Source organism: Streptomyces sp. NPDC079020 (assembly GCF_044542225.1).
Taxonomy (GTDB): Bacteria; Actinomycetota; Actinomycetes; order Streptomycetales; family Streptomycetaceae; genus Streptomyces.
On record NZ_JBITUB010000005.1, the window covers coordinates 257,872 to 273,329 of the forward strand.

The 15,458-nt window shown below is 70.8% G+C and carries 12 protein-coding genes; 7 read left to right on the forward strand and 5 right to left on the reverse strand.

All coding sequences use genetic code 11. The features are described from left to right. Nucleotides 1-3: 3 nt before the first annotated feature. From ACIGJO_RS12955 to ACIGJO_RS12975, 5 genes are read left to right on the forward strand one after another with little or no spacing between them, the layout of a single operon-like run. Nucleotides 4-630 (forward strand): DUF624 domain-containing protein, encoded by a 627-nt coding sequence (locus ACIGJO_RS12955; protein WP_399956386.1) that lies wholly within the window; start codon nucleotides 4-6, stop codon nucleotides 628-630. Then, on the forward strand, nucleotides 627-1,709 hold the full coding sequence (locus ACIGJO_RS12960) for a right-handed parallel beta-helix repeat-containing protein (protein ID WP_266928730.1): 1,083 nt from the start codon (nucleotides 627-629) through the stop codon (nucleotides 1,707-1,709). The genes ACIGJO_RS12955 and ACIGJO_RS12960 overlap by 4 nt, the downstream gene beginning before the upstream one ends. Beyond that, entirely contained in the window at nucleotides 1,697-2,863 is a 1,167-nt protein-coding gene (locus ACIGJO_RS12965; protein ID WP_399956389.1) for an SGNH/GDSL hydrolase family protein, read from the forward strand. The genes ACIGJO_RS12960 and ACIGJO_RS12965 overlap by 13 nt, the downstream gene beginning before the upstream one ends. A gap of 11 nt (nucleotides 2,864-2,874) precedes the next feature. Next, complete coding sequence (locus ACIGJO_RS12970; protein ID WP_399956392.1) at nucleotides 2,875-5,313, forward strand: polysaccharide lyase 8 family protein; 2,439 nt, start codon at nucleotides 2,875-2,877, stop codon at nucleotides 5,311-5,313. 4 nt (nucleotides 5,314-5,317) lie between these two features. Further along, entirely contained in the window at nucleotides 5,318-6,292 is a 975-nt protein-coding gene (locus ACIGJO_RS12975; RefSeq protein WP_399956395.1) for an acetylxylan esterase, read from the forward strand. A gap of 210 nt (nucleotides 6,293-6,502) precedes the next feature. Here the strand turns inward: ACIGJO_RS12975 and ACIGJO_RS12980 are convergent, their stop codons facing one another. From ACIGJO_RS12980 to ACIGJO_RS13000, 5 genes are all read right to left on the reverse strand, one after another. Continuing rightward, nucleotides 6,503-8,842, reverse strand: a complete 2,340-nt coding sequence (locus ACIGJO_RS12980) for a tetratricopeptide repeat protein (protein WP_399956398.1) — start codon at nucleotides 8,840-8,842, stop codon at nucleotides 6,503-6,505. 28 nt (nucleotides 8,843-8,870) lie between these two features. Beyond that, entirely contained in the window at nucleotides 8,871-9,761 is an 891-nt protein-coding gene (locus ACIGJO_RS12985) for an oxygenase MpaB family protein (RefSeq protein ID WP_399956401.1), read from the reverse strand. A 102-nt stretch (nucleotides 9,762-9,863) separates the two neighbouring features. Continuing rightward, entirely contained in the window at nucleotides 9,864-10,604 is a 741-nt protein-coding gene (locus tag ACIGJO_RS12990; RefSeq protein WP_399956941.1) for a class I SAM-dependent methyltransferase, read from the reverse strand. A 598-nt stretch (nucleotides 10,605-11,202) separates the two neighbouring features. Beyond that, entirely contained in the window at nucleotides 11,203-11,868 is a 666-nt protein-coding gene (locus tag ACIGJO_RS12995; protein ID WP_399956404.1) for a response regulator, read from the reverse strand. A gap of 35 nt (nucleotides 11,869-11,903) precedes the next feature. Continuing rightward, complete coding sequence (locus ACIGJO_RS13000; protein ID WP_399956407.1) at nucleotides 11,904-13,082, reverse strand: sensor histidine kinase; 1,179 nt, start codon at nucleotides 13,080-13,082, stop codon at nucleotides 11,904-11,906. 146 nt (nucleotides 13,083-13,228) lie between these two features. Here ACIGJO_RS13000 and ACIGJO_RS13005 point away from each other — a divergent pair, with 146 nt between their 5' ends. Beyond that, on the forward strand, nucleotides 13,229-13,969 hold the full coding sequence (locus tag ACIGJO_RS13005) for an ABC transporter ATP-binding protein (protein ID WP_399956410.1): 741 nt from the start codon (nucleotides 13,229-13,231) through the stop codon (nucleotides 13,967-13,969). Then, on the forward strand, nucleotides 13,969-15,306 hold the full coding sequence (locus tag ACIGJO_RS13010) for an FtsX-like permease family protein (RefSeq protein WP_399956413.1): 1,338 nt from the start codon (nucleotides 13,969-13,971) through the stop codon (nucleotides 15,304-15,306). The genes ACIGJO_RS13005 and ACIGJO_RS13010 overlap by 1 nt, the downstream gene beginning before the upstream one ends. Nucleotides 15,307-15,458 lie beyond the last annotated feature (152 nt).

The window sequence follows — 15,458 nt, forward strand, 5'->3', positions numbered from 1 at the left end:
ACCATGCGGGCAACCCTCTCCGCGCCGCAGCGCGCGCCCAAGTCGTCCGGCTGGCCGACACTGCTGCGCCGCCTGGAGTTCGTGGCGTATCCGGTTGCCGCCGGCGCCGCGTTCGCCGTGCTGGCGTTGGGTGTCGTGACGTGGCTGCCCGCGCTCGCCGCGATGGGGTACGCCCTCCAGCGGTGGCGCGCGGAGGGGGACAGCCACTGTTTCACCAACACCTTCACCGCGTTCGGGCGGTACTGGCGCGCGCTGTGGCGGCACGGGCTCCTGTCCACCGCCGCGGCGGGCATGCTGGCCGCCAACATCGTCTACTTCCTGGGCCGTTCCGAGCCCTGGACGTTCGTGGTGCTCGCCGCCCAGGCGGGCATCGCGGCCGCGCTCGTCATCCATCACGTGGCGCTCGCCGCGGAGGCCGGCCTCAGTCCGGAGGATTCTCCGCGGACCTGGTCGCTCCGCGCGCTGGCGCTCGGCTTCGGGTCTCCGGCCCGGGGCACCGCACTGCTCGGCGCGGTGATCTCCGCCGTGCTGCTTTCCCTCGTCGTACCGCTGGGTCCGCTGCTTCTGGGCCCCAGCATCCCCGTACTGCTCGCTCTGTCCTTCGCGGATCCCAGGAGGCATACCCCATGAGCCGTGTCATGCGCACCACCCTCGCCGCGGCGCTCGCCGCAGGCGTCGCCCCGTTCGCCCTGCCCTCCCCGGCGGCCGCCGCCGAGGCGGCGAGCGCGTACTACGTCTCGCCGTCCGGCAGCGACAGCAACGCCGGTACGTCGGCGGGCGCCCCGCTGGCCACGATCCAGAAGGCCGTGGATCTGGCCCCGACGGGTGCGGTCGTGAACCTCGCGGCCGGTACGTACAAGCAGGACGTCATCACCAAGCGCGCCGGGGTCACCATCACGGGCCCCTCGAACGCGGTGGTCAAGGGCGCCGGTGACGCCCGGATCATTCAGGTCCAGCACGACTCGACGACGCTGAGCGGCTTCACGGTGGACGGGCTGCACGGGTCGTCCACCGATGTGTCGGGCTACCGCCTCAAGCTCATATATGTCATGAGCACGACTCCGGGTAACGGTGTGGGCGCACTGCGCATCACCGGGATGACCCTGAAGAACGCCGCCGACGAGTGCCTGCGGCTGCGCTATCTCGTCACCGGCGCCGAGGTGGACGAGAACACCATCACCAACTGCGGTGTGGCCGACTTCAAGTTCGGCGGCGGCGGCAAGAACGGCGAGGGCATCTACCTCGGCACCGCCCCCGAGCAGCAGGGTGCCAATGGCGCCCCGGACGCGGCCGCCGACATCAGCAGGAACAACCGCATCCACCACAACACCATCGCCACCCAGGGCAACGAGTGCGTGGACGTGAAGGAGAACTCGACCAACAATTACGTCGAGTACAACGACTGCAGCGGCCAGAAGGACTCCAGCTCCGGCGGGCTGGACGCACGCGGCAGCGGCAACATCTTCCGGTACAACACCGTTCACGACAACACGGGCGCCGGCATCCGGCTCGGCGGCGACACCGCGACGGACGGCACGGACACCAGCGTCTACGGCAACACCATCACCGGCAACGCGGGCGGCGGCATCAAGTTCATGCGCACCCCGCAGAACGACGTCTGCACCAACACCATGAGCGGCAACACCGGCGGCAACGCGGTCGGCACCTACGGTGCCGAGTACAACCCGACCGGCGCGTGCCCCCAGTGACCGGCCGGGGGCCCGCGAGACGCGGGGTACTCCAGGCGGCGGCCGCCGGGGCCGCCGGGGTGGCCGCGGTGACACTGGCCGCTCCCACCGCCGACGCCGCGGACCGGACGGCTGCGCGCCGCTCGCGCTGGACCACGTCCTGGGCGACCGCGCAGACCGCGCCGACGCCCGCCGACACCGTGGCGAGCGCCGGTCTCACCGACGGCGAGTTCACCGCGGTACTGCGGCTGTCGGCGGGCGGGCAGGTACGGCTGCGGTACGGCAACGCCTTCGGCACCGTACCGGTCCTGATCGGCCCGGTGACCGCGGGCGGGCGCCCCGTCACGTTCGCCGGCCGCGGCCAGGCGTGGCTGGCCGCGGGCGCCTCGCTCACCAGTGACACGGTCGAGGGGCTGCGGGCGGCGGACGGGTCACGGCTGACGGTGACGACCCGGCTGCCCGGTCCCACCGGGCCGCTGTCCTTCCACCGCAACACCCATGCGTCGCACACGGTCGACGGCGTCCGCACCACCTCCGTCTTCCTGCTGACGGGCGTCGAGACGACCGGGGCGCACGGACCGGTCGTCGCCGTCCTCGGCGACTCCATCGCGGAGGGCGTCGGGACCCCCGATGACGCCGATCTGCGCTGGCCCGACCAGCTGGCCCGGCGGCTGCCCGGCTCGGCCGTCGCCAACCTCGGGATCAGCGGCAACCGGGTACTGCTGGACGACGCCCGCTTCGGTCCCGGCGGCCAGTCCCGCTTCGACCGCGATGTGCTCTCGCTGCCGGGACTGCGCTCCGTGATCGTGCACCTGGGGATCAACGACGTCCAGCAGCCGCCCAGCCAGACCGATCCCGCGCTCGTCCTCGCCGGCTACCGGCAGCTGGCGCTGCGGGCCCGGAGCGCCGGGCTGCGGATCATCGGTTCCACCATCACCCCCTTCGAGGGGTGGATCCGCTGGACACCGGAGCTCGACACGGTCCGGCAGCGGATCAACCGCGCCGTACGCACCGGACAGCTCTTCGACGGCGTCGCCGACTTCGACGCCGCGCTGCGCGACCCGGCCCGCCCCGCACGCCTGCTGCCCGCGTACGACAGCGGTGACGGCCTGCATCCCACCCCCTCCGGCCATGCCGCGCTCGCCGCGGCCGTGGACCGCCGACACCTCCTGTGAGGGCCCGCATCATGAACCGAGGCACCACCCGAGGCACTTCCCCGGCCACCCCCCGGATCACGCCCACCGGCGCCACCCGGCGCACCGTTCTCGCGGGTGCCGCCGCGCTGGGCGCCGCCGCCGCGCTGCCGCTGACTCTCGGCGGCAGCGCGCAGGCGGCCACCGGGGACGCGGCATCGCTGCGCGTCCGCTGGCACACCCTGCTGACCGGCGGCCCCGGTCTCGACCAGAGCGACGCGCGGATCGCCGCCGCCATCGCCCGGATCGGCCGGGCCGCGACCACCGCCGCCAACGGCCTGGACCCCACCCGTACCGACGGGCTGTTCCCCGATCTGACCAGCACGACGCTCTCCAACCACGTCACCACGTCGTTCAAGCGGCTCGCCACGGCCGCGACCGCCTGGGCGGTCCCGGGCACCCCGCAGTACGGCGACACCGCACTGCGCGATTCACTGCTCGGCGGCATCGACTGGATGCTGACCCACCGCTACGGCCCCGAGCACACCCGGTTCGACAACGACTGGGACTGGGAGATCGGCTCGGCGCTGGCGCTCAACGACGCCTCGGTGCTGCTGTACGACGTGCTCGGCGCCGAGCGGCTGACCCGGATCACCACCGCGGTGCGGCACTACACCCCGGACCCGAACCTCTGGCGGGCCGACCGGCAGATCGCGACCGGCGCCAACCGGGTGTGGATCTCCACCGTCGTCGCCGTCAACGCCGTGCTGCGCGACGACAGCGACGCGCTGGCCCGGGTCCGGGACGCTCTTTCGGACGTCGAGGGTTCCGGCGCCAACAGCGTCCTCGCCTTCAACGGCACCGGTGGCGCGGCCGGCACCGGCGAGGGTTTCTACTCCGACGGCTCGTTCCTCCAGCACTACAAGCACCCGTACAACGGCGGCTACGGCAAGGAACTGCTCAACAACCTCTCCCGGCTGCTGAACCTGCTGGCCGGTACGGCGTGGAAGGTCACCGACCCCGATCTCGACAACGTCCGCAGCTGGGTCGACGACGGTTTCGACCCCCTGATGACCCGCGGCGACATGATGGCCTCGGTCTGCGGCCGGGAGATCGCCCGGCCCAGCAAGCAGGGCCATGTCTCGGCGCAGACGGTCATCGAGGCGGTGCTGCGGCTGATCCCGAGCTTCCCCGGCGAGAGCAGCGAACGGTTCACCGCACTGGTCAAGCAGTGGATCGCCGAGGACACCTACCGGGACTTCCTCGCCGTCACCGATCTGGCCTCGCTGGTCGCCGCCCGGCAGGTCATCGACTCCGCCGTGCCCGCCCGCGGCCCGCTGGTGGCGCACAAGCAGCACCCCCGGATGGACAAGGCGGCGCACCACAGGCCCTCGTTCGCACTCGGTATCTCCGCGTACTCGACCCGGATCTACAACTACGAGTCGATCCAGAACGAGAACCTGCACGCCTGGCACCTCTCCGACGGCATGGTGCTGCTGTACACGGACGACCTCGGGCACTACAGCGAGGACTACTGGCCGACCGTCGACCCGGCCAGGCTGCCCGGCACCACCGTCATCGCGGGCCGGCCGGCGGACGCGGCGGGCCAGCGCACCACCAGCACGGCCGACTGGGCGGGCGGAACCTCGCTCCCCGGAACGACGCTCGGCGCCTACGGCATGGAACTGCGCGCGTTCGGCAGCACCCTGCACGGGCTGAAGAGCTGGTTCTGCCTGGACGATGTCATCGCGTGTGTCGGCTCGGGCATCACGGCGGACGCGGGCCGGGCCGAGACGGTGGTGGAGAACCGCAAGCTGCGCGACCCGAAGGCCGCGCTGCTGGTCAACGGTAAGGCGGCGCCCACCGACGCGGGCTGGTCGGCCCAGCTGGACCAGGTGAAGTGGCTCCATGTCGCCGGGACCGGCGGCTATGTCTTCCCCACGGCCACCGCGCTGCGGGGCCTGCGCGAGGAGCGCACCGCGACCTGGCGGGAGATCAACCTCAAGTACGGCACGGACACCCCGGTGACCCGCCCGTACCTGACGCTGTGGCAGGACCACGGCACCGCGCCGAGCGACGCGGGCTACTTCTACCTCCAGGCCCCGGCCGCCTCCGCCGAGCGCACGAAGCTGCTGTCGGCCGCCCCGCCGGTGAAGCTGGTCGCCGGCTCCACCGCCGTGCACGCGGTACGCCGCTGCGCGGACGGCCTGCTCGCCGCCAACTTCTGGACCGCGGGCACCGCGCAGGAGCTCAAGGCCGACGGTCCGGCCTCGGTTCTCGTGCGCCCGGCCGGAAAGACGGTGACCGTGTCGCTGTCCGACCCGACCCAGCTGCGGTCCTCCGTGGTCATCGAGCTGACCGGGCGGGGCCTGACGCTCGCCTCGTCCGACCCCGGGATCAGCGCCGCACCCACCGCCGACGGCATCAGGATCACCGCCGACACCGCCGCGCACCACGGTGCGACCCTCAACCTCACGCTGAAGAGGAGCTAGACCCTTGCTGTTCGACATGCCCCTGGAGCGGCTGCGCGAATACCGGCCGGAGCCGCAGGAGCCGGCCGACTTCGACGCCTTCTGGGCGAAGACCCTCGCCGAGACGCAACGGCACGGCCTCGACGCCGAGTTCGTCCCGTACGACGCCGGGTTCGCGACCGTCGACGTGTTCGACGTGACGTTCCGCGGCTGGGGCGGCCAGCCGGTGAAGGCCTGGCTGATGCTGCCCAAGGTCCGCTCGGGCCCGCTGCCCGCCGTGGTGCAGTACATCGGCTACAACGGCGGCCGCGGCATCCCCTACTCCTGGCTGACCTGGAGCGCGCTCGGCTACGCCCACCTGATCATGGACAACCGGGGGCAGGGCGGCGGTGGCAAGCAGACCGCGGACACCCCGGACATCGGGCCCGAGGGTCACGGTTCCTCCTCCCCCGGCTTCCTGACCCGGGGCATCGAGGACCCGTACAAGCACTACTACCGCCGGCTCATCACCGACGCGGTGCGGGCCGTCGACGCGGCGAAGGCCCACGAGGCCGTGGACTCCTCCCGGGTCGCGGTCCTCGGCGGCAGCCAGGGCGGCGGGCTCGCGCTCGCCGTCGCCGGGCTGCGCGACGATCCGGCGGCGGTGGTCGCCGATGTGCCGTTCCTCTGCCACTACCGGCGCGCCTCGCAGATCACGGACGCCGGACCGTACGCGGAGATCGCCCGCTGGCTGTCCGGGCACCGGTTCCGGGCCGAGGAGGCGATGGAGACGCTGTCGTACTTCGACGGGGTCAACTTCGCGGCGCGGGCGACCGCTCCGGCGTGGTTCTCGGTGGGGCTGATGGACAAGATCTGCCCGTCCTCGACCGTGTTCGCGGCCTATCACCGCTACGCGGGACCCGCCGAGATCGAGGTGTTCACGTACAACGGGCACGAGGGCGGCGCGGAGTACGACCTGCCGCGCAAGCTCGGCGCGCTGCGGGGCGTGTTCGGCCGGTAGCGGGTCCGGCGGGGGCGGGCGTCCGGGGTGGTGCGGCGGTCATCGTCGGCACACCGGGCGTCCGCCCCGCGCCGCTTCCGGCCCGGTGCCCCGCGGCACGCCGTGCCGGGAACGGTGGCCCACCGGGAGCTGTGGCGTACCGGGAGCTGTGGCGTTCCGTGCCGGGAGCAGTGGCCCGCCGGGAGCTGTGGCGAGCGCGGTGCCGTGGGCTCAGCGCGGCGGAGGTACGTGCTGCCCGCGCCGCGCGGCGACCGACCGGTACAGCTCCGCCGCCTCGCCCGTCCGCCCGAGCTGTTCCAGGCAGTGCGCCTCGTCGTTCCGGCTGGCCAGGGCATCGGGATGGTCCGCGCCCAGTACACGGCCGCGGGCCTCGGCGACTTCCCGGTAGACCGTGAGGGCCTCCGCCCAACGTCCCAGCCAGCCGAGCCCCACGGCGATCTCGCGGCGGCTGATGAGGGTGTCGAGGTGGTCGGGGCCCAGCGTCCGCTCGCGGAGCCCGCACACCTCGCGCGCCTCGGCGAGCGCCTCCTCCCAGCGGGACATCCGCCCCAGGTTGACCCCGAGTCCGTGCCGGGCGCGCAGGGTCTCCGCGTCGGCGGGCCCGTTGATCCTGGTCCGGTCCGTGACCAGATCGCCGTACAGCTCCAGGGCCTCCGCGCCGAGGCCCAGCCTGCCCAGGCTGATGCCGATCTCGTAGCGGGCGGAGAGGGTGTCGGGGTGATCGGCGCCGAGCGTGACGGCACGGGCCCGTGCCACCTCCCGGTACGTCGCCAGCGCGTCCTCCCAGCACCCCAGCTGACCGAGGGTGTACGCCACTTCGTAGAGGGTGACGAGGGTGTCGGGGTGCGCCGGGCCGAGCAGCCGGGCGCGGGCGTCCGCCACCTCCCGGGCCATCCGGCAGGACTCCTCCAGCCGCCCGAGCCTGCTGAGGTTGTACGCCAGGTTGTGGCGGCAGCGCAGCGTGTCCGGGTGATCGTGGCCCATGGAGCGCTCACGGGAGGCGAGAACGGCCGCGTACACCTGGTGGGCGTCGAGGTGCCGGCCGAGCCTGCCCAGCACGTACGCGGTCTCCTGCCGGGCGGCCAGGGTCTCCGGATGATCGGGGCCCAGGGTGCGCTCGCGGCCCTCGGCGACCCGGCCGAACTCCCGCAGGGCATCGGCGGCACGGTCGGTGCGGCTGAGGGCGAACCCGGTCTCGTACCGGCTGGCGAGCGTGTCGGGGTGATCGGGGCCGAGCGCCTGTTCGCGGGCGACGGCGACGGCGCGGTGCGCCTCGCCCGCCTCCTCCCAGAGCCCACGACGGCTCAGGGCGACGCCCTCGCCGTGGCGCACGGCGAGGGCGTCGACCAGTGCGGGCGAGGGGCCGTTGCCCGGCAGGGCGGCGGGGGCGGTCGTGGGGCACCCGGGCGGGCCGGACGGGCCGCCGTCCGAGGGGGCCGGCAAGGCGATGCCGGTCGTCCACTGCCCGGTCAGTCCGGCCGAGTGGTCGGGCAGGTACGCGCCGGGCAGCAGCGCGCCGGTCGCCTGGTGACCCGCGGTCATGTCGCGCGTCCAGGCCGGCAGCCCCGGCTCCCGGACGGCGGGCGGACGGGCAGGCTGCGGGAGGGGCAGGGCCGGGACGGACGGGTCCGGGGCCTGCGGGGTACGGGACTGCGCGGCCAGGTGGACCCGCCCGGGAACACCGGCGTACGGCTGCCCGCCCGTGCGCCCGAGCACGATCCGGCGGCGCAGGTCGCCCGCGTCGCTCGGCCGCCCGTCGGGCGTCTTGGCCAGCAGGTCGAGGACGACGCGGTCGAGGAAGCCCGGGAGTTCGGCGCGGTGGCTGCGCAGCGGTTCCGGCGGGGTGTCGCGGTGTCCGACGAGGATGGACCAGGCGTCGTCCAGGTCGAACGGCGGTACGCCCGTGGCGATCTCGTACAGCACACAGCCCAGCGAGTAGAGGTCGCTGCGGTGGTCGACCTGGCCGCCGCTGATCTGCTCGGGCGACATGTAGTGCGGGGTGCCCATCGCGATGCCGGTGCCGGTGAGACGCGAGGTGAAGCCGATCTCCCGGCCGAGCCGCGCGATGCCGAAGTCGCAGATCTTCACCGTGCCGTCGGCGAGACGCATGATGTTGGCGGGCTTGAGGTCCCGGTGCACGATGCCCTGCTGATGGGTGTATCCGAGGGCGTCGGCGACCTGTTCCGCGATGTCGACGATGTCCTCGACAGGCAGCGGGTGCTGTCTGTTCTCCTCCAGGAGCTGGCTCAGATTGCTCCCGTCCAGGAGCTCCATGACCAGGAAGAGAACGCCCTCGTGCTCGCCGAAGTCATGGACGACGGTGACACCGCGGTGCTGGAGCGAGGCGGCCACCCGGGCCTCGCGCCGGAAGCGTTCGCGCAGTATGCGGGTGAAGGACTGATCGTGCTGGGATCCCACCGGCTTGAGGCACTTGACGGCGACCTGGCGGCCGAGCGACTCGTCCCGCGCCCGCCACACCTCGCCCATGCCCCCGCGCCCGATCACATCGAGCAGCCGGTACCGGCTCTGGATCAGCCTGGTGTCCGCCATCGCCTGCTTCTCGCCCCCGTCGCTCCGTCTACGCCCGCACCCTCCCCGGTCCCCCGTCCAGTATGGCTTCCTGTCTGCGGAGTTTGTACGGGGTGGGGCGGCTTCCGGGGCCGAGTCGCGCCATCGCCTTCAGAATGTGTCCCGGCGGCAGTTGCCAGCGCAGCCGGGCGGGTACGGCGCGCAGGGCGGTACCGACGGCGCGCAGACGGCGGTCGACGACGTCCGGGGGCAGCGCCGGACGGCCGTACAGCTCATGGGCGTACGAGGGCAGCGACTGGTAGGCGAGCGCCGCCACGCGCCGCCAGAGCAGCGCACGCGCCGGAACCAGCAGGGGATGTACGGGCGGGTTGCACAGGAAGTCATCGACATCCAACGCCTCCTCTCCGGCGGCGAGTTCGTGGCGCACCCCGTCGAAGTAGGCCGTGAGCCCGGCGGTGGAGGCGGGCACACGGTCCGGATCGAGTCCGACGAGGCGTGCGCTCCGGCGGTGTTCGTCGACATAGCGGTCGGCCAGGGCGTCGGTCAGCGGGTAGCCGGAGCGGCGTTCGACCTGGAGGTAGGAGTCGACCTCGGCGCAGTGCACCCAGAGGAGCAGTTCCGGTTCGTCGATGCCGTAGGTCTCACCGGTCGCCGGGTCGGTGGCCTTGAGGACGCTGTGTATCTTGCGGACCCTGGCACCGGCCTTCTCTGCGGCGGGGGTGGTGCCGTAGGTGACGGTGCCGACGAACGAGGCGGTACGCATCAGCCGCCCCCAGGCGTCCTCGCGGAAGTCCGAGTTCTGCATGACGCCCCGGACGGCGCGCGGGTGCAGCGCCTGGAGGTACAGCGCCCGCACCCCCGCGACCCACATCATCGGGTCGCCGTGCATCTGCCAGGTGACCGATCGGGGTCCGAAGAGCCCCGGGTCCATGTCATCCATCCGCTGCTGCCTCCCGCTCGGTGCCCCAGGTCCGGTGCCGGCACGTCCGTACACTGTCCCCCTCCGGGCACCCGGAGCGCGAGGGCCGCGCGGTGACACGGTTCAGCCGCGACGGGCGACGGTGACGATCTCCCGGCTGTCCCCGGTGACAGGTCCCCGGTGCCAGTCGCCGTACTGCCCCTCGACCTCGAAGCCCGCCCCGTCGAGGAACCTGCCGAGCGCCGCCACATCGAGGAAACGCAGGCTTTCACGGAGCACGCGGAGCACGGTGCCGTCCGGATCGGCCACCGTCCCGTGGAACGTGACCACCTCACCGGTGACGGAATCGACGTCGTGCCAGTAGCGCAGGGCGCGGCCGTCCTCGTGGACGACTTCGACGACGTCGTCCGGGTTCGCCGGGGTCCACCCCTCCCAGGCCCGCGCCTGCGGATGCCTGGTCTCGAAGACGAATCGGCCGCCCCGGCGCAGCGTCCCGTGGATCGCGGTGAGCGAGGAGCGCACATCGTGATCGGTGATCAGGTTCTGGAAGGCGTGGCCGGTCATCGTCGCCAGTGCGAATCCGGCGCCGCTCCTCGCGTCCGCCGCGGTGCCCTCACTCCACTCGATGTCGGCCCGGCGCCGGGCCCGCGCCAGCGCGGCACGATCGGGGTCCAGCCCGGCGAGCCGGCCGCGATGGCCCCGCTCACGTGCGAGCCGCAGCATGGCCCCGGTGCCACAGCCGATGTCCAGCACCGACTCCGCGTCCATGACCAACGGGAAGTAGAAGCCGTCCTCGGCCCGTCGAACGGGGTCCCACGGGTTCAGCACGTCATACAGCGCGGCAACGTCGGCATCGGTGAACACCGCGACAGTGTCCGCCAAGTCCCGTGCCTCATCAAGCGATTACTCCGCGCGGACAGAGGAATCCGATCCGCTCCGCCGCCCGTCCCCGCGCCCCCGTGCCCCGTGCCCCGTGCCCCGTGCCCGTCGGGAATCCTCGTCACAACACGTGGTGACCGAGTCCGATAGTGGACACCTGGGAACGTTTCTGACCTGCGGATATGCCAACCGGATTCAGCGGCGTCCGCCCCGGAGCAGGCGATTCGGCCGACACATTGGTAGACGGCAGTCGTTCGTGCCGCGAGGCCACCCCGAGGCACGCAGTTGGCCTCGGGCTTTCGTTCCTGACGGCCCATCGGATCCATCGGCGGGCCGCTTTCCTTGTGCGGGCCGGTCGTGGGTGTGGTGACGGCCGGGTCGTCGCGTCGGGTGTGCGCCGGGTTCCACGGTTCCGGTGGGCCGGTTCACGTTCGACAGGCCGCTCGGTGTGCCTGATCGGCCGGGGTTCGGGAGGGTGTCGAGCGGACGGATCGCGTCGTACCACCCGCTCGGACAACAGGCGCCATGAATGCGCGAGGTGGAGACGTCGGGGTCGAGTCCGGACTCAATCGACCCACAGCCGCTAGTGGTATTCGAACCAGGTCAGAATGGCCTTCACACGTCGGTTGTCCTCGTCGGGGGTCATGCCGAGCTTGACGAACACGTTCGCCACATGCTTACTCACGGAAGCCCCCGAAAGAAACAGCTCCGTCGCGATTTCCGCGTTGGAGCGCCCTTCGGCCATGAGGGCGAGCACCTCTCGTTCACGAGCGGTAAGCCGGGCCAGCGGCCCCTGCGGCGAGTCCGCGCGGGTGACGTGGCGGACAACCTCGGGGTCGATCACGACCCCGCCTCCGGAGACCGTCTCAATGGCTCGCAGGAAGTCGGCGACTCGGCCCACCTTCTCCTTGAGCAGATAGCCGACGGCTCCGTCAGCACCGGGACCGTTCAGAAGCTCCCGTACATATGGGCCCGTGACATAGGCGGAGAGAACCAGCACCGGCAAATCCCGGTGACGCGACCGCAGATCGATAGCGGCGCGGAGTCCGTCATCGGTGTTCCTGGGGGGCATGCGTACGTCCGTGATCACCACGTCCGGGGCGGCGCCGGCACGCGCGAGTTCATCGACGGCGGCGACCAGTTCGTCGGCGTCTTCACATTCGCGGATCACATCATGGGCGTGGGAAGTCAAAATCTCCCGGATGCCGGCGCGTATCAATACGCTGTCGTCTGCCAGGACAATTCTCATGCCCCCTCCCTACCGGCTCGTCCTGCTCGATTTTATCACCACGCGGGTTGGCTGGGGGCGGACGCTACGACTTCCGTTCCGCCACCCGCCGGGCTGAGAATTTCGAGATTCCCACCGACGCTTCGCATCCGCTCACGCAGTCCGGCGAGCCCGGAACCCGCGTCGATTCTCGCACCGCCTGCACCGTCGTCGCGCACGCGCACACGCACGCCGGTTGCGGTGCATCGCATATCGATCCGAGCGCTTCCCACACCCGCGTGCTTCGCGATATTCGTCAGAGCCTCGGACACCGTGAAGTACACGGCCGTCGCAGTCGGTGACGAAAGCTGGGCGTCATCGCCGGTGGTGGTCAACTCGACCCGCAAAGGCGATCGCGCGGCCAGCTCCCGGACAGCGGCGATGAGACCGAGGTCGCTCAGTTCACGGGGGTGGATGTCGCGCACCGTCTCCCTCAGCCGTTCGAGTGCGCGCTCCGCGTGGCCCTGGGCCTGACGCGCCAGCCGCACGATTCGCTCCTGGTCGGCAGCGGTGGCTGTGGCTGTGGCTGTGGCTTCCAGCATCCCAAGACGCATGACGACGGCGACGAGCTCCTGCTGGGCGCCGTCGTGCAGATCACGCTCGATGCGCTGTCGCTCGAATTCGAAAGCTGCTGTCAGCGAAGCCCGACTGGTACGGAGCTCCTCCAGCTTCGCGAGCAGATCCGTATCCCGACTTCCGGAAAAGGTACGCAGGAAAAGGTCTCGAAGAAGAGAAATTCCGGTCAGCATGCTCGCGGTGACCGCACCGAGGGCAATACCCGCGGGCATTGCCAGGAGGGATTCCTGCATGGTTTTCGGGGTGAAGGGCCCGACCTGTGCGGCGATGCCGAAGAGCCACAGGACGGGAGAGAAAATCAGCGCGACAGCGCCGATGAATCCGAAGAAGGCCACCACCAGTGACAGCACGGACAGGATCACGGCGGTGACGTAAATCGGGAAGTCAGTGCGCCATATTGACCGTGAGCGCAGCTGGCGCGCCACCCACTGCGCCCAGCTGTCGGCAGAGGGTCTCAGGGGCATCGTCTCGACGCCGCAGAACCGGGCTCTCGAACGGTCCGTCTCCGCCACTACCGGGGCTGATACCGGCGCAATGAGAACGGAAAGCAGCAGAAACGGGAAGGCCATTGCTGCAATGGATTCCGTCAGCACCCTCCGGACAACACGAAACTGCGCCATGGCCAGCATTCTCGCATATTCCGGATCGAACGAAGGTAGACCTGGGTCTACCTTCAAGTAGTGCGGGTACCCGCGCCGATCCCGTCGTGCCCTGTTTAGCTTGAGACATGCTTATCTCAGCCGCCGCTTCCGCACCGTCCATTCGCTTGCGCGGCCTTCGGATGGACTTCCCCGTCCCTGGCCGCCGCCGCGAGACGACACGCGTCCTGCACGATATCGACCTGGACGCTCCTGAAGCCCGGCTCACCGCCATTGTCGGCCCCTCCGGGTCGGGAAAGTCGACGCTCCTGCTCTGCACGGCCGGTCTGGAGCGAGCGACCGCAGGTTCCATCGAGATCCTCGGAACGGATGTCCTGTCGCTCACCCCTCGGGGGCAGGCCGCGTTTCGCAGCGAGAACATCGGCTTCGTCTTCCAGGAGTACAACCTCGTCAGTTCGCTGACGGTCGAGGACAACATCGCCCTGCCCGCGCGACTCGCCGGCCACCGGGTGCCCAAGTCGCGGGTCGGTGACGCCATGTCGAGGCTCGGTATCGCCAAGCACGCGCGGCGGCGCCCCGATCGGCTCTCCGGAGGTGAACGTCAGCGCGTCGCGGTGGCCCGGGTCGTCGCGAATCAGCCGCGGGTCGTCTTCGCCGACGAGCCGACCGGTGCGCTCGACCTCAAGTCGGGTCACGTCGTGCTCGATTGGCTGCAGGCACTTCCCGCGCAGGGAACCACGGTTCTCATGGTCACACACGACCCCCACGCGGCCGCACGTGCTGACCAGGTCGTGGTGATGGGGTCCGGGCGGGTACACGCGATCATTCCCGGTGGCGACTCCCACGCGGTGAGCGATGCCGTCCTCGCGGCGCAGTCGGAGGACGAGGCGGGGGAGGAAGCATCGTGATGCGACTTGTCCTGTCGGACGTTCGCATGCAGGCATCCATGTGGTTGTGGACGCTCCTGTGCGCAGCGGTCGGCGCGGCATGCTCAGCGGGCTCGGTCATCGCCATGTTCACCGCTGTCTCCGCGGCGCGGGCGGCAGGCGATGCGCGGATGGTCTCCGCGTCGATCGCGCTCGGCGGCAACATCGTCTTCTTCACCGTGCTCGCCGCCGTGGGCATCGTCGCATCCACCGTCGGTCTGACATTGATGACCCAGCGGCGCGAACACGCCCTGTGGGTGATCCTCGGGATACCGCGCAATCGGGTCAGATCCGTTCTGAGAACAGAACTGGTCGTGCTCGGCACGATGGCCGGCGCACTGGCGGTACCGCTGGCCCCCCTCGTCGCGAGCATCGCGCTCTCACAGTGGACGACAACGGGACTCGACCTGCACGGAGCCACGGTCGGCTTCCAGCTCTGGCACATCGGCACGAGCGTGCTGTCCGGAGTGGTCCCGTGTCTGCTCGGCGGCTGGGGAGTCACACGCCGTGCCGCCAGGACACCGGAGATGCGCGCCTTCCGGGACCTCTCCGATCCACCGGCGCGGCCCGGCGTCGCTCGCGGCATTCTCGCCCTCTGCCTCCTGGCCGGTGTGGTCGGGATGTGGATTCCCGGGCTGGGACTTGAACTCGACGGCGGGATCGAACAGCGGACGGCCTTCGCTTTCACCGGCAATCTCTTCCTCATCTGCCTGTTGCTGCTGATGGGGCCGTGGGTGCTCACACCTCTGATGAAATCCTGGACCGCACTCGTGCCGTCGCGCGGCGTCGCCTGGCACCTTGCCGTGCAATCGTGCCGGACCCGCGCGGCGAGAAGCGTCACCACAGTGCTGCCCTTCGCTCTCTCCCTGTCGTTCGTCGGGCTCTTCATGGTGATGGGGAACGTCATGCCCGGAAGCTCCGCCGGACTGGACGACGTCCTGGTCGTGCTGGGCTGGGTCTTCGTCGTGTCCTGGGTCGGCGGCCTCGCCGTGATCGCACTGGTCGGGCGGGAACGCACACGTGATTCCGCCATCGTGACGGTCGCCGGTGCGCGGCCGGGCGTGCTCACACGATCAACGATCTATGAGGGAGCGATCTACGCGGGGACGGCGATCATCTTCGGTGCGATCTCGATCGCGGTGACGAGTGTCACCATCGCCGTGGGGGCCAGGATCGGCGTCGTCCAGGTTCTGGACGGTCTTCCCTGGGCAACACTCGGTGCGCTCGCCGGCGTCACACTCGTCACCACGTGTCTCGCTCTGGCCCTCCAGGCTCTCCGCGTATCGCGCACGGTCCCGGCGCGGGCTCTGCGCTCGTGAATCGAAGTGATGGCCGCACGTGCCGCCGGAGCCCCGCCTCCCCCGCCACCCAACCTTCGCGGGTATCGACCAGCGGGTACGGGCTCGGACGAGGTTGCCCGCACCACCGGTAGACGTTTGGTCGGCCCCATGGGGCCTACGACACCAGTGTC